This is a genomic window from Luteolibacter sp. Y139 (assembly GCF_038066715.1).
GTDB classification, from domain to species: domain Bacteria; phylum Verrucomicrobiota; class Verrucomicrobiia; order Verrucomicrobiales; family Akkermansiaceae; genus Haloferula; species Haloferula soli.
Window position 1 is genome coordinate 224,671 of record NZ_JBBUKT010000003.1, and the last position, 18,550, is coordinate 243,220.

Consider the following 18,550-nt stretch of genomic DNA (forward strand, 5'->3'; position numbering starts at 1 on the left):
TCGGCCCGGCCTCTCGTTCCAATTTCGGCCCCGCAAACATTCTAGCCAGAGCCCGGGCGATGGTTAGAGTGTCGGGTCATGACCCCGTCCGTTTCCGACTACGAAAAGCTGGGAGCCTTTTACCTCGGCCGCGAGTACGACCTCGAAACCAAGTCCCCTGACGGCGGACTGATACTCTATGATTCGAAGGACCTCGTCACCCACGGCGTCGTCCTCGGCATGACCGGCTCGGGAAAGACCGGCCTCTGCCTCGCCCTGCTCGAGGAAGCGGCGATGGACAATATACCCGCCATCGTCATCGACCCCAAGGGCGACATCTCGAACCTGCTGCTGATGTTCCCGAACCTCGCGGCGGAGGATTTTCGTCCGTGGATCAATGAGGACGATGCCGCAAAGAAAGGCGTCTCGCCGGACGAGTTCGCCGCGAAGACTGCGGAGATGTGGAAGAACGGTCTCGCCGACTGGGGTCAATCGCCGGATCGCATCAAGCAGCTGAAGGAGAGAGTGGACATCAATATCTTCACGCCCGGCTCGAAGGCCGGCATTCCCGTTTCCATCCTCAGCTCGCTGGAAACGCCTCCCGACGAAATCATGGAGGATGGCGAACTGTTAGGCGAGCGCGTCGAAAGCACCGTCTCCTCGCTCCTCTCACTCGTCGGCGTCGAGGCCGATCCCATCCAAAGTCCACAGGCGATCCTGCTCTCGAATATCTTCCAGCACGAGTGGGCCGCGGGAAAAGACGTCACGCTGGAAGGACTGGTTGGCCAGATCCAAAAACCACCCATCGAGAAGATCGGCGTGATTGCCCTCGACACCTTCCTTCCTCCAAAGGACCGCCAAACGCTCGCGCTCAAGTTCAACAACCTCCTCGCATCCCCCGGCTTCGCGACTTGGCTGGAAGGCCCGCCGCTCGACATCGCAAAGATGCTACACACGCCGGACGGCAAAAGACCGCGCATTTCCATCTTCTCCATCTCCCACCTCGGCGATGCCGAACGGATGTTCTTCGTCAGCCTGCTCCTGAATCAGACGCTCGGCTGGATGCGCACGCAAAGCGGCACCACCTCGCTGCGCGCCCTGCTCTACATGGACGAGATCTACGGCTACCTGCCACCGAGCGCGAATCCGCCGAGCAAGAAGCCGATGATGACGCTTCTCAAGCAAGCCCGCGCCTTCGGCCTCGGCTGCCTGCTCGCTACGCAAAACCCGGTCGATCTCGACTACAAGGCCCTCTCGAACATCGGCACCTGGTTCCTCGGCCGCCTGCAAACCGAGCGTGACAAGATGCGTGTCCTCGATGGCCTCGAAGGAGCGGCCGGCGCACAGAACGCGAAGTTCGACCGCGGCGAAATGGAGAAGCTGCTCTCCGCCCTCGGCAACCGCATCTTCCTCATGAACAATGTCCACGAGGACCATCCCGTGCTCTTCCACGTGCGCTGGGTCATGAGCTACCTCACCGGCCCGCTGACCCGCACCAGCATCAAGGCCCTGATGGACCCGAAGCGCAAGGACTTCGGAAGTACGAAGGATGCCGTAGCAGCCGAAGCGGCGAATCCGATGGCCATGCCCGGCATGTCCCCACCACCGGCGAAAGCGTCCGCCCGGCCCGTGGTCGAGGCAGGCGTCGTCGAGATGTTCGCGCCACCGGCGGGCGATGCCTCGGACATCATTTACAAGCCCCACCTGCTACGCATGGCCACGGTGCATTTCTCGTCCGCCAAGACCGGTGCCGAGGGCAATCGTCCGTACCGCCTGGTGAACGCGATTCTCCCGGACTCGATCGACTACGACCACACCCTGCCTCCTCCCACCAAAGATCAGAAGCTTGGCTCCAATCCAGTCGATGGCGCCGGCTTCGAAGCTCTTCCCGCATTCGCGACGATCGCCGCAAACTACAAGAAAGCGGAAAAGGACTTCGCCGGATGGCTCGCTCTCAATGCCCATGCCGAGATCTTTTCCTGCCCGTCGTTGAAGGAATACTCGCAGATCGGGGAATCCGAGGCGGATTTCCGCATCCGGCTCACCCAGAAAGCTCGCGAGACGCGCGATGCAGCCAAGGACAAGCTACGGGACGCGGCGGATAAGAAGCTCGCAACCCTCCGGGGAAAACTTCAAACGGCAGAAGGTGGCATGAGCCGGCAGAAAGCCGAATCACAGGGAGCCTTCGTCCAAGTGGGAAAAGCGATTTTCGGCGGCCTGCTGGGAAATCTCATCGGCCGGAAAAAGAGCCTCGGATCCATCATCAGCTCCAGCATCACCTCAGGCACGAGTGCCTACAAGCAACATCAGGACGTCTCCATCGCGGAAGACAAGGTGGCTGGCGTCCAGCAGCAGATCGACGAAATCAACAAGGAGCTTGAAGCCGACATTGCCCAGCTTTCGCAGTCCTTCGATCCCTCCGCCCTCGTGTTCGAAACGGAGACGCTTAAGCCAGCCAAAACCAACATCAAGGTCGACTCCGTGTCCCTGCTCTGGATCCCCTAGTCTCCAGCGGAGACCTCGCGTGGCAATCGTTGCGAACAACCCCCAGAGCCGTTGATTCCCTCCCCCTCTTCATGAAAGAAGGCGAATACTACCTCCACGTTGATGAGGCCATTCCGCGGGTGACTTTTAAAACCGAGAGCTTCAAAGGCGCGAAGGCCGGTCTTGCCGATCTAAAGAACTGCCGGAAGCGCATGGTGCTCCGCCGCCGGCTGGAATCGGCAAGCCTCCGTGAAAATCGATCCCGCTTTGCCGGCACACGCCTCTTGCGGCGGGGCGGCGGGTGGCTCGTGGACCTGTTCGTGACGTTGGCGAGGCACAAGGCCTACGCGGCCACCGCCGAGGACGATTTTCAGATCGCCCACTTGGACCGGATTCTCGTCGCGATGGACCAGGCAATCCTGGAAATCGAGAGCCAAATCGCGGCCTTCAAGGCAAAGTGATTCCGAGGACCTCAGGCTGCTGTCCCGATTCAAGGGCGTAAGCGGGATTGCACCCGGGCGGCGGCCTCCTAAGCTCCGCCGCCATGCGCCCGTTCCTTCTCCTCCCCGGTCTTCTCCTTGCAATGCTCCCCGCAGCCCGCGCGGACGAGGGCATGTGGCTCTTCACCAAGCCCCCGGTCCGGCAGGTAAAGGAGAAGTATGGCTTCGAGATCACCCCGGCATGGCTGGAGCACTTGCAGAAGTCCTCCGTCCGCTTCGGCAGTGGCGGCTCGGGCTCCTTCGTTTCGGCGAATGGCCTGATCCTCACGAATCACCACGTCGGCTCGGGCATGATCGAAAAGCTCAGCACCAAGGACCGCGATCTCCTCAAGCACGGCTTCTACGCGGCCACCGCAGGCGAAGAACTGAAATGCCCGGACCTCGAGCTGAACGTCCTCATGAGCATCGAGGACGTGACCGAGCGCGTGAATGCCGCGGTGAAGGACGGCCAATCACCGGATGAAGCGGCTACCGCACGTCGCGCGGTCATCGCCGGGATCGAAAAGGAATCTTTCGACGCCACCGGATTCCGCAGCGACGTGGTCACTCTCTTCCAAGGCGGCGCGTATCACCTCTACCGCTACCATCGCTACACGGACGTCCGGCTGGTCTTCGCGCCCGACGCAAAGGCCGCAGCCTTCGGCGGCGACCCGGACAACTTCGAGTTCCCCCGCTTCTGCCTCGATTGCTGCTTCTTCCGCGCCTACGAGAACGATGCCCCGGCCAAGACGCCGCATTTCCTGAAGTGGAAGACCGAGGGCGCGAAGGAAGGCGAACTCGTCTTCACCTCCGGCCACCCCGGCCGCACCAATCGCTCGGTCACCCTGGCCCAGCTCGAAGCATTGCGCGACGATGGCTTCCCCTATCGCCTCGAGCAGATCTTCCGCGCCGAAACGTTGCTCAGGGCTTGGGCAGATCGCGATCTCGAGAATGCCCGACGCTCGAAGGGCTCCATCGTCGGCACCCAGAACGGCCGCAAGGCCATCATGGCCCGCCTTGATGGCCTGCTCGATCCCGCACTGATGGCTCGCAAGGCCGCGAGCGAAACCAAACTGCGTGAGGCCGCCCCAGCCGCCTTCGCCCGGATCGAAGCCGCCGAAAAGGACGCAAACGCATACCAGACCCGGCTGCGCCTGCTAGAAACGGGCGACGCCTTTGGCAAGGGAGGGCTCTTCAGCACGGCGCGCACGCTCTTGCGAGCCGCAGACGAAGCATCCAAACCCGAAGGCGAACGCTTGAAGGAATACCGGGAACCCGCGCGCGCCTCGCTGGAGCTGGATCTGTTTTCGACCGAGCCGATCTATAAGAATCTCGAGACGCTCCGGCTGGCGAACTCGCTGACCTTCCTCTGCGCCAAGCTCGGTGCCGCCGATCCGACCGTGCAAGGCATCCTCGCCGGCAAATCCCCCGACACCCGCGCCGCGGAGCTGATCCAGGGAACCACCCTCGAAGACATCGCCGTGCGCCGGAAGCTGTATGAAGGCGGCCGCGACGCCATCGCCGCCAGCAACGACCCGCTGATCCAGCTCGCCAAGCTGATCGACGCCGAATCCCGCAAGCTCCGCCAGCGCGGGGAAGCGACCGAGGAAGTGATCTCCCAGGCCCACCGCGAAATCGCCACCGCCCGCTTCGCCCGTGACGGCGATTCCGCCTATCCTGACGCGACCTTTTCCCTCCGCCTCTCCTACGGCGTGGTGAAAGGCTACACCGACGGCAAGGAAACGGTTCCCGCGCAGACCACCTTCTGGGGCATGCATGAGCGCAGCGAAGCCCAGGGCGCCATCCCACCCTTCGATCTCTCCGAAGAATGGAAGGCCGAGGCCTCCAAACTCGATCCGCTGACGCCGATGAATTTCATCAGCACCAATGACATCACCGGCGGCAATTCCGGCAGCCCGGTGGTGAACCGCGATGGCGACCTCGTCGGCCTCATCTTCGACAGCAATGCCCCCGGCCTCGTCTCGGACTTCTTCTACTCGGACGAAAAAGGCCGCGCCGTCTCCGTCCACCCGGCGGCGATCCAAGCGGCCATGGAAAAGGTCTACCATGCCGACCGCGTGCTGAAGGAACTCACGCACTGACCGATCGCCCCCGGCCGCCATGTTTCACATTGTCCTCGTCGCGCCCGAGATCCCGCACAATGCCGGTGCCGCCGGCCGCCTCGCCCTCGCCACCGGCGCGCGACTCCACCTCGTGAAGCCGCTCGGCTTCTCGCTCGAAGACAAGCACGTCCGCCGCACCGGGCTGGACTACTGGCAGGACGTGGACCTGAAGGTCTGGGAAAACTTCGAGGACCTGAAACAAGAGGCCGACCCCGCCGCCAAATTCTGGTTCCTCAGCACCAAGGCCACCCGCGCCCACTGGGACGTCCCCTTCACGGACGGGGACTACCTCGTCTTCGGCTGCGAGACCAAGGGGCTCCCGGAAGCCATGGTCTACGGCGCCGGCGAGCAGGCCATCCGCATCCCCATGGCCCCCGGCGGCACCCGCAGCCTCAATCTCTCCACCGCCATCGCCATCACCCTCTACGAGGCGGTGCGGCAGGACCGGACTTGGTAAAACGCCCCGCTGGCACGCTCCCTGCGTACCGGCAATGTCCAGATCCGGCCTTGCGTCGGACGAAATCGTTCGCTACCCCCGCCCCCTCATGCCCGTAGCCACTCCTGCTCAATACCGCGCGATGCTCGATGCCGCCCAGAAGGGTGGATACGCCTACCCGGCCATCAACGTCACCTCGCTGCCCACCATCAACGGTGCCCTCCGCGCCTTCGCCGAGGCCAAGTCCGACGGCATCATCCAGGTTTCCACCGGCGGCGGCGAGTTCGCCTCCGGCACCTCCGTGAAGGACGCCGCCTTCGGTGCCATCGTGCTCGCTGAAGCCGTCCATCGCCTCGCGGAGAAGTATGACGTCCTCATCGCTCTCCACACCGACCACTGCCACCCGGCCAAGGTCGAAGGCTTCCTCAAGCCCCTCCTCCAGGCCTCCCGCGAGCGCATCGCCGCCGGCAAGGGCCCGCTCTTCCAGAGCCACATGTTCGACGGCTCCGTCGTCCCGCTGGACGAAAACCTCAAGATCTCCAAGGAGCTCCTCAAGGAGTGCGCCGAGCTCGATATCATCCTCGAAGTCGAAGCTGGCTGCGTCGGTGGTGAAGAAGACGGCCACGACACCTCCGGCCTCCCTCACGACAAGCTCTACACCACCCCTGAGGACATGGTGGAAGTTTACGAAGCGCTCAACCCGATCGGCCGCTTCCTCTTCGCCGCCACCTTCGGCAACGTCCACGGCTCCTACAAGCCGGGCGCAGTGAAGCTGAAGCCCTCCATCCTCCGCGATGGCCAGAAGGCCGTGACTGACAAGTATGGCGCGGAAGCCGAGATGGACCTCGTCTTCCACGGTGGCTCCGGCACCTCCGAGAGCGACCTCCGCGAGACCCTCGACTACGGCGTCGTGAAGATGAACATCGACACCGACACCCAGTACGCCTTCACCCGCCCGATCGTCACGCACGTCTGCCAGAACATCGAAGGCGTGCTGAAGATCGATCAGGAAGTCGGCGACAAGAAAGCCTACGACCCGCGCTCCTACCTCAAGAAGGCCGAACTCGGCCTCTGCGAGCGCATGAAAGAAGCCTGCGACGATCTGCTTTCCTCCGGAAAGACGATCTTCGGCACCGTCTGAAGCACTTCAATTTGTTTTTCTACAAGGCGGGTCCGTTCACGCGGACCCGCCTTTTTTATGGAAGCCATGGAAGACAAGGAGCCCACCGATTTCTACCGCATCGCATTCTACTGCGGACTGCTCGTCGTCGCCTGGGCGATTCAAGTAACGTCTCTCCGCCAATTCTTCTGGGTGAGCCAACGGACAAACCCGCCCCAATTCCTCGTGGTGGATTTCAATCAAAGTCCCCTCTTCCTGAACGAGGACCCTCACAAGCCAGTCGCCCAGATCCTCGCCGAAAAAGGCCTGAAAGCGGACGCACGTCTCGTCTCCCAAGAGGGCGCTGAGAAACTCCTGCGCGACCACCAGATCAAGAGGTGGAGCCCGTTAGCCGTGGCGCTCGCCGGCGCCTTGGTAGCCTCGTGGTTCGCTTGGCTGCTATCGGGCAGCTGGCAGGTCGTGATCGCTGCGATCATATTCGCACCATGGGCGCTTTATCTCATGCGTGAACGGGATTGGCGCAGAGAGCTCTGAGTTGGTGTCAATCACCGGCCTGGTCCCGGACCCTCCTCGATGATGAAGATCCAGTCGTCAGAATCGGACCTGAGGCTTACCCTCGTCTCCGGATAACCGTGGGCGTGATAGTAAGCTTCGACTCTCCTCGCTGCAGTGAGAAGCTCCGAACGGCCAATCTTTTCATTCGCTCGCAAGCCGGTCTCCTTCGCGAGACGCTGGTCCGAAAAAACCGTGTTACCGGCAAACCCGGAGCCCGGACCGATCATTCCGCGCGTTTGGACCTCGAAGATCACTTCCAGCCCTCCCCTCCTCGGCTCCGCAAGTACCCGCACATCATTGACCAGCCCGCTTTCGTAAAGTGACTTGATGTCCTCGTCGACCTTGTCGCTTTCGTAGCGCAAGCCCGCCCTCGTTTTGATCTGCGCCCACAGCCGTTCCTCGCTGACCAAACCGGGTCTCACGTCGCGAAGGGTCACCTTCGAAATCCGGACGCCTTCGATGTCTTCCGCGCGCACCGGCGACGTCGCGCATCCTTCCAAGCCAAACAAGCTGACGATCACCAGAAGCAAGAGCCGAGCAGAAGCATGCACGGGCACATGATTAGCAACCTCTCTCCGTCCGCGCATCATCAATCCTATAAGGGAACCGCAAACTCCCTCACCCGAAAGCCTCCATCAGCGAGCGCAGCTCCTCGTCCACCAGTTCCGGCTCTGCCAAGGTCCGTGCAATCTCCTGGCGGAGCAACTGCCGGTAACGCTTGCGCAGCCGGTGCACGGCCACCCGCACCGCTCCTTCCTCAAGCCCCAGCGCGGCGGCCGCCGTGGAGTAGGGAATCTGTTCACGCTCCAGCGAAAGATAGGACTTCAAGTGAACAAACCGCTCATCCGACTCGGCGGCCATCGTTTCCAGCACCCTCTCTAACAAAGCCGTCGCCCACTCGCGGTCATACGCAGCATCGGGCGGCAACGAGTTCTCGTCGGCAACCCGGAAGCGGAGATCGGCCTGCTGCCAATCGAGCGAAAGATGCGGCGCGCCGCCGCCCCGCTTGAGCCGCTGGTGCTTGTCATGATCGTTGGCGAGATAGTGCTTCATCGCCGCCAGCAGGAAGGCCCGGAATTTCCCGTTCTCCCGCCGCAGCCCGGCAATGTCACCCCGTGCGAGCAGGCTCGCAAAGAACCCCTGCGTGAGATCCTCCGCATCCTCTTTCATATGACCACGGCGGCGAACATAGGCATACACCGGAAACCAATACGACTCGCACAGCTCGCCAAGCGCCGCGCCTCCCGATTGGCCGGCGGTCATCACCATTGTCCAGCGAGTCGTCGCGAAAAAATTGTCGGAAGGCCTGGAGGTCATCGTGGGTTCAGTTCTGCCATGGAAGGCCTCAACGGACGGAATAGCCTGCGAGTTTCCATTCATCCCCCGCTTTCGTCAGGATCACGCTCTCGACGGCGGCTGGTTTGTTAGAGAACACCGAGTCGAACTGGAGAATCAGGTAGTCGCCTCCCGGCAAACCCGGCGCCGACTTCGATTCTTCCGCGACCTTGAAGCGACGCGTCTTCATTTCACCGAGTGGTTTGCGGTCACGCTCCATCGCCGCCTGCCACTGCTCCGCAGTGACCGATGACGATGCCAGCGGCGCGAGTGCGGCATACGCCTCGCTGTAATTTCCAGCGTCCAGCAGGCCCAGCCACTGCCACTCGGGCGTGCCCCAGATGTCCTGTTCCCAAGTCGGGAAGCTACGGACCAGATTCCATGCATCCCCATAGCCCAGGCCGGAGAAGGTGAATCTCCGCCCGGGATTTCCCCATCGCGCGCTAACGCTCTGGAGCTTGCCATCGATCACCACGGCCAGCCGATACCAGCCGTGCTCCACTCCGGTCGCAGCCGCGAGTTGCTCCCCTCCTTCCTTGTCGAGCGAGAGCAAGAACTCGGTTATGCCACTCTTCTGGGAAAGGCTCACTCCTTCGACGTGTTGTTCCCAGAAAATCACGTTCCGGCTCACCCGCAGTTGTTCCGTCTGAAGCTGACCATCCGGCCCATGAGGAACGAGATGCTCCATCAATTCCCCACTGGCAGAGTCAGTAACCTTGCGAATCTGCAGGCGCATCCCGGCAGGTGCAGATGGCGGCTCGGGCTCGCGAACGGGAGCTACCCCGTTCGCAGCGATGGACACCGGCACCCATCCGCTACCGAACGACGGTATCATCATTCGCTGCGTGCCTGCCAGCGTTACACTCCACGTGAACAGCAGGATCCAGACACCAATCAAGGCCCCTTGCCCTTCCCTCGAATCACGGCCAGCCACGGCGAATCCGAACGCCACGACAACCATCGCCGCAGTCGTTCCAACTCCGTCCATCGGGAAAGCCCAACGAATCAAGGCCGAAGCAGGCAGAGACAGCATCGCCACTCCCAAGGCAATCCTCCCGAGGACCTTCCCGCGACCACTCGGCGTCTTGGCCAGCAGCAGCAAGGCTCCCACAAGTCCCATCAATGAGCCCGGGATCACCAGCCTGGAATAGACCAGCAACCAACCGTTGAAAATCTTCGAGGAGATCGACCGCACCTCGGTGGCGGTCAGCATGTTCTCCATCTCCGTCCTCACCGCCTCTTGGATTTGCTGGAATTCATCCCGCACTACGTCCTCATCCACATGCCGGACCGTGATGGTCCATTCGCGGGAATCCTTGCTCCGGGAAACGAATGTGTGCGGACCATGTTTCCGGATGATCGGGACGAGTCGCTCCTCGATCGTGTGATCATCGGCAATGGTCGACACGAACCGTCCCGATGTCGACGACGGCAGGCTCGCAGGATCACGGAACACACCAGCCAGCCCGGCCAGGAATAACAACACACCCGCGATCTGCACCAGCCACGCGCAGCGGCCGCATGCCGCGAAACGATGGCTTGGCTTGGAGGTGCCTCCAGCCCCCTCTACCCCCGTCTTCATCAGGCTCGCCTGCTGGAAACGCAGCTCCGGATCCTTCTCAAGCGCCCTCAGCACCACTTCATCCAGCCGCACATCGAGCTGAACCTTCCTCGACGGCGGCTCCAGCTGCTTGCCAGGCAGCTCGCCCGTGAGCATCTGATAGAGCACCACGCCGAGCGAATAAATGTCCGCCCGATGATCCACGTCCGCGGGACGATCGATTTGCTCCGGAGCCATATAGCTCGGCGTCCCCATCAACTTTCCCGCCTCTGTTAGAAAAACCTCGCCCTGCAAGGAACCCGATGCGGCCAACTCCGGCTCGCCACCGATCAACTTCGCCAAACCGAAATCCGCTACCTTCACCCTTCCACGACGATCGATCAGCAAATTCTCCGGCTTGATGTCGCGGTGGACGATCCCGTGGTCATGCGCGAACTGCAGCGCATCGCAAACCTGCGGCACGATCGCCAATGCCTCCCGCGGCGAGATCCGCCCGCGCTGGAGCAGCTCGCGGAGGTTCATCCCATCCACGAACTCCATCACGATGAAGTAGAACTCCCCGCTGCGCCCGAACTCATGGATCGTGACGATTCCCGGGTGATTCAGCTTGGCCAACGCCTTCGCCTCGCGGGCAAAGCGATCGGCAAACGAAGCCTCCTCCCCGATTCCCGGCGGCAGGATCTTCAAGGCCACCACCCGGTCCAGTTCACGCTGCCGGACCTGATAGACCGCTCCCATGCCCCCTTGCCCGATCAGCCCCAGCACCTCGAATTGCGGAAAAATCCCCGCCAACTCCTCCAGCGAAGGCGGCACGAACCCGCCTCGCACTCCATCGGCCAGGGTATCCTCCGCCGCTCCCTGACGCAGCAAGTCCGCGGGGGAAAGCCCGCCGAGCGGTGAATCGGATGGGTCGGCAGGCATCGGGCGGTCGTCGGGATTTGGCGTCATACCCTCCCCAGAAGCAACCCGGCGGACCTGTTACCGCAGATTTTGGGAATTTTTCGTAGCGGAGCGACTGCGTCGTTCCGGCGGGGGACGGACCGCAGGAAAATCAAAATGGCGATCTGGTTCGCGGCCTCGCCCCGCCGGAAGGGCGCAGCCCTTCCGCTACAGATTTTCGGAATTTCGCAGCAGTTGCGACCGCCGCCTGAATCCGCTTCCCTCGCGGCCCGCCGCCATGCTGAAGGACTTTTCGCTCTCCGCCCTCATCACCGGCTTCGTCTCGGTGCTGGTCGGCTTCACCAGCTCGGTGGCGATCATTTTCCAGGCGACCCAGAACCTCCACGCCACCCCGGAACAAACGGCCTCCTGGCTATGGGCCATCGGCATGGGCATGGGCATCCCGAGCATCGTGATGTCGCTGGGCACGCGGAAGCCGATCCTCATCGCCTGGTCCACACCGGGCGCGGCGGTCATCGGCGCAGCCGCCGCATCAGGACATCTCACCATGCCACAGGCCATCGCCTGCTTTCTCCTGAATGGCGTGCTCATCACCATCGCCGGTTTCAGCGGCGGCTTTGAAAAGATCATGAAGCGGCTCCCCCTGCCGCTCGCCTCTGCATTGCTCGCCGGAGTGCTGGCAAGGTTCGCCCTCGATGCCTTCGTCGCGATCCCGAAAAACCCGCTGTTAGTCCTCTCGATGGCAGCAGCCTACGTCCTCGGCCGGCGTTTCTGGCCACGGGCGAATGTGCCCGTCATCCTCGTCGTCGGCGTGGCCATCGCCGCTGCACAGCATCTGCTGCGAATGGAGGTGGTGCCTTGGAAGATCACCACACCGGTCTGGGTCTCGCCGGAGTGGTCCATCCCGGCCCTGATCGGCACCGGCCTCCCCCTCTTCATCGTCACCATGGCCTCGCAAAACCTGCCGGGCATCGCCGCGCTCCGCGTCGGCGGCTACGAAGCCCCCATCTCGCGCATCATCGGCTGGACCGGCGTCTCCACCTTCCTGCTCGCGCCCTTCGGCGCCTTCGGGATCAATCTCGCCGCCATCACCGCCGCCTTCTGCATCGGCCCGGAAGCCCATCCCGACCCGAAGCGCCGCTACTGGGCCTCCGCCTGCGCTGGCGTCTTCTACCTGCTGATCGGCCTCTTCGGCGCGACCGTCGCCGGCCTCTTCGCCGCCTTTCCGAAGGAAATGGTCCTCGCCGTCGCCGGTCTCGCACTCCTCACCACCATCGGCAACGCCCTCTCCGCCGCCCTCAGCGACGAAGGCTATCGCGAGGCCTCCGTGATGACCTTCTTCGTCACCCTCTCCGGCATCACCCTGCTCGGAATTGGCGCCGCCTTCTGGGCCATCGTCGCCGGAGGCATCGTCCTGTCATTGCGACGGAAAGCTGTTTGACAGCCCGCCGGATCGCGCTCTGCTGGCCATGATGAAAACGCTTCTCCTCTCCCTCATGACCGCCGCTTCCGCCTCCGCCGCGCTCGTCGAAAAGACCGTCGAATACCAGCAAGATGGCGTCACGCTGGAGGGCTTCCACGTCTTTGACGATGCCGTCACCGGCAAGCGTCCCTCCGTGCTCGTCATTCACCAGTGGACCGGCCTCACCGATTACGAGAAGGAGCGCAGCCGCCAGCTCGCGCAGCTCGGCTACAACGTTTTCGCCGCCGATATCTACGGCAAGGGCGTCCGCCCCGTGCCACCCGCCGCCGGTCAGGAAGCCGGCAAATACAAGGGCAACCGCGAACTCTACCGCGCCCGCCTCAAGGCCGGCCTCGATGAATTGAAAAAGGACGAGCACACCGACACCACCAAGATCGCCGCCATCGGCTACTGCTTCGGCGGCACCGGAGTCCTCGAGCTCGCTCGCGCCGGTGCCGACATCGCCGGCGTCGTTTCCTTCCACGGTGGCCTCGATGCCGCCGACGGCATGGCCGCCACCAAGGGCAATGTGACGGCCAAGATCCTGGTCTGCCACGGAGCCGTGGACCCGAACGTCCCGACCGAGCAAGTGCTCGCCTTCGGCAAAGAGATGACCGAAGCAGGCGCCGACTGGCAATTCGTAGCTTACGGCGGTGCCGTGCACGCCTTCACCCAGAAAATGGCCGGAAACGACCCGTCCAAGGGCGTCGCCTACAATGAGAAAGCCGACAAACGCTCCTGGGAGGCAATGAAGGCCTTCTTCGCGGAGATTTTCGGGAAGTAAGCCCGGGTTTCAGGCACTTCCGCCTTTGCCATGTCACGAATCGGCGAAAGGCTCTCCCTCCCGGGAGGGTTTTCAGGGAAGCATTTGTCCCGCTCCCGCCTCTCACCGGGCCGACTTCCGCATGCCGCACCCGATTCCCAAGACCCTCCTCTGTTCCCTGCTCCTCGCCCCGGCCTCGCTCTCCGCCCAAGGCGCTCAGGCCAAGGGCCCCGCCGCGCCCGTCGCCGCAGAGGTCTTCCGCGTGACCGAGACGCCCATGGCCAATACCGTGAAAACGGTCGGCACCCTGCGCGCGAATGAGTCGGTGGACATCGTGCCGGAACTCACCAAGCGCCTCGCGAAAATCGAGGTCCATGAAGGCGCGCAGGTCGCGAAGGGCGACGTCCTCTTCGTCCTCGACGACAGCGACATCGCCGCCGAGCTCGCCGAAATCGATGCCCGCCTGAAACTCGCCGAATCGAACAAGTCCCGCACCGATTCCCTGCTTCCCCAGAAGGCAATCAGCCAGCAGGCCTTCGACCTCGCCACCGCCGAACTCGATATTTTCAAGGCCCAGAAGGACACCAAGCAGGTCGAACTCTCCAAGACCAGGATCTTCGCCCCCTTCGCCGGCAGGACCGGCATCCGCCACGTCAGCGAGGGCGCGCTGGTGAAGCCGGAAACGGTGCTCATCACCCTGCAGGATCTCTCCCGCATCAAGGTCGATTTCCCGCTGCCCGAGCGCTACGCCCCCGAAGTGAAGGCCGGCCAGAAATTCACCTTCACCGTCGCCGGCAATGCCAAGGTCTTCGAGGGCGCGGTACAGGTGATCGAGCCCGTGGTGGAAGCCGCCACTCGCAGCCTTCAGGTCCGTGGCATCTGTGAAAACCCGGAAAGCCTGGTGGCCGGCGGCTTCGCTGAAGTCTCATTGCAGCTCGATACGATCGAAAACGGCTTCGCCATCCCTAGCCAGGCCGTCGTCCCTTCCGCGAAAGGCCAGGGCGTCTTCGTTCTCAAGGACGGCAAGGCCGAGTTCCGCGACATTCAGATCGGCATCCGCACCTCCGGTCAGGTCCAGGTCCTGCGCGGCCTCAGTGAAGGTGACCAGCTCCTCACCACCAATCTGCTCCGGCTTCGTCCCGGCGTGCCTGTTCAAGCCGTCCAGCCGTGAGTTTAGCCGAGACCAGCATCAAGCGTCCCGTGCTCGCCACGGTGATGTCGCTCGCCATCCTGCTGTTTGGCATCACCGGCTTCTATTTCCTCGGAGTCCGTGAGTATCCGGCCGTCGATCCCCCCATCGTCACCGTCCAGACGACTTACCCCGGCGCGAATCCGCAGGTCATCGCCTCGCAGATCACCGAACCGTTGGAGGCGGTTATCAATGGCATCGCAGGCATCCGCACGATGTCTTCGGATTCGCGCGAGGAACGCTCTAACATCACCATCGAGTTCACCCTCGATACCAATCTCGACGATGCGGCGAACGATGTCCGCGACCGTGTCTCGCGCGCCATCCGCAGCTTGCCAGTGGACGCCAATCCACCGGTCGTGGAAAAAGCCGACGCCGACTCGCAGCCCATCCTCTTCCTCTCCCTGCGCAGCGACCAGCGGAGCATCCTCGAAGTCAGCGATTTCGCCGACCGCCTGATCCGCGAGCGCATGGAGACCATTCCCGGCGTCTCATCCGTCCGCATCTTCGGCGAGAAGCGCTATGCCATGCGCCTGTGGATGGATCCGGTGAAGCTCGCCGTTCACAACCTGACACCCATCGATGTCCAGAACGCCCTCAGCGCCCAGAACGTCGACCTTCCCAGCGGTCGTCTTGAAGGCACCACCACCGAGCTGTCCCTCCGCACGCTCGGCCGCCTGAATACCACCGAGGATTTCGAGAACCTCATCATCAAGGAGGACGCCGGCCGCCAGATTCACTTCCGCGACATCGGCTACGCCGAGCTCGGCGCGGAAAACCTCCGCACCGGCACCAAGACCAACCTCATCTATTCGATCGGCGTCGCCATCATCCCGCAGCCGAATACCAATGCGATCGCCATCACCGATGAGTTCTACAAGCGCTTCGAACAGGTGAAGAAGGAGGTTCCAGAGGACATCACCATCGAGGTCGGCTACGACTTCACCCGCTTCGTCCGGCGCTCGGTCGCGGAGGTGAAGGACACCCTCTTCATCGCCTTCGGCCTCGTCGTCCTCATCATCTACCTGTTCCTGCGCGACTGGCGCTCGACCATCATCCCCGTCATCGCGATCCCGGTCAGCATCGTCGCCGGCTTCTTCATCATGTATGTGGCGGGCTTCTCGATCAATGTGCTCACGCTGGTCGCCATCGTGCTCGCCATCGGCCTCGTCTGCGATGACGCCATCGTGGTGCTGGAGAACATCTACACCAAGATCGAGGACGGCATGTCACCACTGGAAGCCGCGATCAAGGGCTCCAAGGAAATCTACTTCGCGGTCATCTCCACCACCATCGCGCTGGCCGCGGTGTTCCTGCCCATCATCTTCCTGTCTGGCCTGACCGGCCGCCTCTTCCGCGAATTCGGCATCACCCTCGCCGGCTGCGTCCTGGTCTCCGCCTTCGTCGCGCTGACGCTGTCGCCGATGATGTGCCGCCTCATGCTGAAGCGGCATGAGCCGAGCTGGTTCCACCGTGTCACCGAGCCGTTCTTCACCCTGCTCACGAATAGCTACCGCGGCGCGCTTCGCTTGTTCCTGAAGTTCCGTTGGGCCGCATTCCTCATCCTCGCAGTCAATGCCGCGCTCATCGTCTGGCTAGGCAAGGCCCTGCCTCGCGAACTCGCGCCGCTCGAAGACCGCGAGAACATCCGCGTCAATGTCACCGCGCCGGAAGGCTCCAGCTATGAGTTCACCGAGAGCTGGATGGATAAGATCGACACCTACGTGCACGACAGCGTCCCTGAAACCCACCGCACCTTCACCATCATGGGCGGCGGCGGTTCAGACGCGAATACGGCGACGCAGAATATTTACCTGAAGCCTCCCGAGGAACGCAACCGCAGCCAGGCGGACATCTACAAGCAGATCATGGAAGACATGAACGCCTTCACCGGCGTGCGCGCCTTCGCCACCCAGCCGCCCACCATCGGCGACCGCCGCGCAGGCCAGCCTCTGGCCTATGTACTACAGGCGCCGAACTTGAATGCGCTCATTGATGTCCTGCCGAAGTTCCTCGATGAAGCGGGCAAAAGCCCCGTCCTCCGGCAGATTGATACCAACCTTAAGGTGAGCCATCCCGAGGGCATCATCTCCATCAACCGCAACAAGGCCGCGGAACTCGGCATCTCCGTCGAACAAATCGCCCGCGTGCTGGAGTTCGCCTACTCCGGCCGCCGCTTCGGCTACTTCCTGAAAGACGGCAAGCAGTACCAGGTCATCGGCCAGATGCAGCGCCAGGACCGCAATGATCCCGGCGACTTGAAGAAGCTCTTCATCCCGGCCAAGGGCGGCGAAATGGTCTCGCTGGATAACCTCGTCGAGTTCGACGAATCGGCCAGCCCCGCCGCCATCTTCCGCTTCAACCGCGCCGTCTCCGCCACCATCCAGGGCTCACCCGCGCCGGGCAAGACCCTCGGCGACGGCATCACTGAACTCAATCGCATCGCCAAGCAAGTGCTGCCGGACGGCTTCCGCACTTCACTCGCCGGCCAATCGCGCGACTTCTCCGAAAGCGCCTCCAGCCTGCTCTTCGCCTTCTGCCTCGCGCTGCTCATCATCTACCTCGTGCTCGCCGCGCAGTTCGAAAGCTTCATCGATCCCTTCATCATCATCCTCACCGTGCCGCTCTCCATGGCCGGCGCCTTCCTCACCCTGCACTTCACCGGCCAGACGCTGAATGTCTTTTCGCAGATCGGCATCATCATGCTGGTCGGCATCGTGACCAAGAATGGCATCCTCATCGTCGAGTTCGCCAACCAGCGGAAGGAGCAAGGCCTGGGCAAACTCGAAGCCGTCCTCGACGCCTCCGTCGCCCGCCTGCGCCCCATCCTCATGACCAGCCTCGCCACCATCCTCGGCGTGCTCCCCATCGCCCTCTCCCTCGGAGCCTCCGCTGGCTCCCGCCAATCCCTCGGCATCGCCGTAGTCGGCGGCTTGATCTTCTCCGGCGTGCTGACGCTCTTCGTGGTCCCGGCGGTTTACGCGGTGTTCTCGCGGCAGCGAAGCGATCATCCCGAGGAAGGTTGACTCGATCTGGAATTTCCCGGATTTCTCAGGAGTATGAGACGACCGCTGAAGATCTTCGTCGCTACCGTCTTGTTCGTCTGTATCGCAGTCGCCCTGCGTTTGACGCGGGAGGTTCGGAACCAGAAAAATAACCAGGACACTGTGAAAACGAGTCAGCAATCCGATGGCAAGCTGCTCGGCTCTTCTAATTCAACCGGAACGGACAGTCCACGGTCCAAAACACGCTTCTTTGAGAATCACTTTGGCCCAATCTCGGAAACGGATGTTAGCGAATTCGAAAAGTTGCTGCCGCTACCTCTTCCCGCTTCATACCGGCAGTTTCTCCTCCTTGAAAACGGTGGCGTCGCTCGGAACACAAAAAAGAGCGGATCCATGATGGTGATGTTCGGAATCTACAACGGCCCAAATGATCTCTCGGAACATTGGGAAGAATCCAGAGAAGATCTGCCGGCCACGGTCTTGCCGATTGGCGAAAATGGGAATCAGGATCTTATCGGCCTCGATCTCCGCGACGGGGCCATTTACCTCGAAGGCGAACGAATCGCATCCGATTTTGCCGACTGGATCCGGGATACCATTGCTCCATTTGAATCATCCGGAAGCGCTGAGGAACTCATCAGCGACCGCCGGTTTGACGAACTCGATGCCCTCCTGAAGTCGGGCCAGCTCGACATCAATGCGGAGGCATTCTCCGGGATGTCGCTGATTCAGTACTCGGCATTCCTAGGCGAAGCGGACGCGGTCGAGTTTTTCGCGGTGCGCGGGGCGAATCCATCGGGATCTCTTCACGCGATGCTGAAGACCCGATCCGGGCACCTCCAGATCATCAAGTGCCTGCTCAAACATGGAGCAGACATTCATGAGCGCGACCCGGAAGGCCGGCGTGTGATCGACATCGATTCCCCGTGGATTGACGAGATTGTGAAACAGGACCGCCTTGCGAATCCCTGAGCCATTGCCGACTACGGGTTTCCACCGGCCAAGGGGATTTTCCGGACATCGCGTCGGAGAGCACTGCTGAGACACTCTTGAGTCCTTGCCGCCCGGATCGGGAGATGCTTGGTTCGTGATACCAGCCAGATGAGGTGCCGTAGCGGACCTCGAACTCGTTGTTAGACACCCCCTCACCAGCACACCA

General features: G+C 62.3%; 14 protein-coding genes. 11 read left to right on the forward strand and 3 right to left on the reverse strand.

Translation table 11 applies throughout. The annotated features are described in order from the left end of the window. The first annotated feature begins 78 nt into the window (after positions 1-78). From WKV53_RS09385 to WKV53_RS09410, 6 genes are all read left to right on the forward strand, one after another. The gene (locus tag WKV53_RS09385; RefSeq protein WP_341404311.1) at positions 79-2,484 is read left to right on the forward strand and encodes an ATP-binding protein; all 2,406 of its coding nucleotides are present in this window, start codon (positions 79-81) and stop codon (positions 2,482-2,484) included. Positions 2,485-2,555: 71 nt separating this feature from the next. Beyond that, on the forward strand, positions 2,556-2,924 hold the full coding sequence (locus WKV53_RS09390; protein ID WP_341404312.1) for a hypothetical protein: 369 nt from the start codon (positions 2,556-2,558) through the stop codon (positions 2,922-2,924). A gap of 83 nt (positions 2,925-3,007) precedes the next feature. Further along, positions 3,008-5,044 carry a S46 family peptidase gene (locus WKV53_RS09395; protein ID WP_341404313.1) on the forward strand — a complete coding sequence of 679 codons (2,037 nt, stop codon included), beginning with the start codon at positions 3,008-3,010 and terminating at the stop codon, positions 5,042-5,044. Positions 5,045-5,063: 19 nt separating this feature from the next. Continuing rightward, entirely contained in the window at positions 5,064-5,522 is a 459-nt protein-coding gene (locus WKV53_RS09400; protein ID WP_341404314.1) for a tRNA (cytidine(34)-2'-O)-methyltransferase, read from the forward strand. Between the two features lie 88 nt (positions 5,523-5,610). After that, complete coding sequence (gene fbaA, locus WKV53_RS09405; protein WP_341404315.1) at positions 5,611-6,642, forward strand: class II fructose-bisphosphate aldolase; 1,032 nt, start codon at positions 5,611-5,613, stop codon at positions 6,640-6,642. Positions 6,643-6,699: 57 nt separating this feature from the next. Beyond that, a complete protein-coding gene (locus WKV53_RS09410; RefSeq protein WP_341404316.1) occupies positions 6,700-7,155 on the forward strand; it encodes a hypothetical protein in 456 nt (151 codons plus the stop codon). An 11-nt stretch (positions 7,156-7,166) separates the two neighbouring features. Here the strand turns inward: WKV53_RS09410 and WKV53_RS09415 are convergent, their stop codons facing one another. The 3 genes from WKV53_RS09415 to WKV53_RS09425 all read right to left on the reverse strand — a co-directional run bounded on the left by WKV53_RS09415 (position 7,167) and on the right by WKV53_RS09425 (position 10,993). Beyond that, positions 7,167-7,727: a POTRA domain-containing protein gene (locus WKV53_RS09415; RefSeq protein WP_341404317.1), complete on the reverse strand. Its 561-nt coding sequence runs from the start codon at positions 7,725-7,727 to the stop codon at positions 7,167-7,169. A gap of 67 nt (positions 7,728-7,794) precedes the next feature. Continuing rightward, on the reverse strand, positions 7,795-8,493 hold the full coding sequence (locus WKV53_RS09420; protein ID WP_341404318.1) for an RNA polymerase sigma factor: 699 nt from the start codon (positions 8,491-8,493) through the stop codon (positions 7,795-7,797). A gap of 28 nt (positions 8,494-8,521) precedes the next feature. Next, positions 8,522-10,993, reverse strand: coding sequence for a protein kinase domain-containing protein (locus tag WKV53_RS09425; protein WP_341404319.1), 2,472 nt, complete (start codon positions 10,991-10,993; stop codon positions 8,522-8,524). 256 nt (positions 10,994-11,249) lie between these two features. On the opposite strand from WKV53_RS09425, the gene WKV53_RS09430 reads away from it, so the two are divergent. From WKV53_RS09430 to WKV53_RS09450, 5 genes are all read left to right on the forward strand, one after another. Next, positions 11,250-12,413 (forward strand): benzoate/H(+) symporter BenE family transporter, encoded by a 1,164-nt coding sequence (locus WKV53_RS09430; RefSeq protein WP_341404320.1) that lies wholly within the window; start codon positions 11,250-11,252, stop codon positions 12,411-12,413. A 31-nt stretch (positions 12,414-12,444) separates the two neighbouring features. Next, the gene (locus WKV53_RS09435) at positions 12,445-13,218 is read left to right on the forward strand and encodes a dienelactone hydrolase family protein (protein ID WP_375341829.1); all 774 of its coding nucleotides are present in this window, start codon (positions 12,445-12,447) and stop codon (positions 13,216-13,218) included. Positions 13,219-13,339: 121 nt separating this feature from the next. Then, positions 13,340-14,368: an efflux RND transporter periplasmic adaptor subunit gene (locus tag WKV53_RS09440; RefSeq protein WP_341404322.1), complete on the forward strand. Its 1,029-nt coding sequence runs from the start codon at positions 13,340-13,342 to the stop codon at positions 14,366-14,368. After that, positions 14,365-17,412, forward strand: a complete 3,048-nt coding sequence (locus WKV53_RS09445; RefSeq protein ID WP_341404323.1) for an efflux RND transporter permease subunit — start codon at positions 14,365-14,367, stop codon at positions 17,410-17,412. Before WKV53_RS09440 ends, WKV53_RS09445 begins: the two co-directional genes overlap by 4 nt. 33 nt (positions 17,413-17,445) lie before the next feature. Beyond that, entirely contained in the window at positions 17,446-18,363 is a 918-nt protein-coding gene (locus WKV53_RS09450; RefSeq protein WP_341404324.1) for an SMI1/KNR4 family protein, read from the forward strand. The last annotated feature ends 187 nt before the right edge of the window (positions 18,364-18,550 follow it).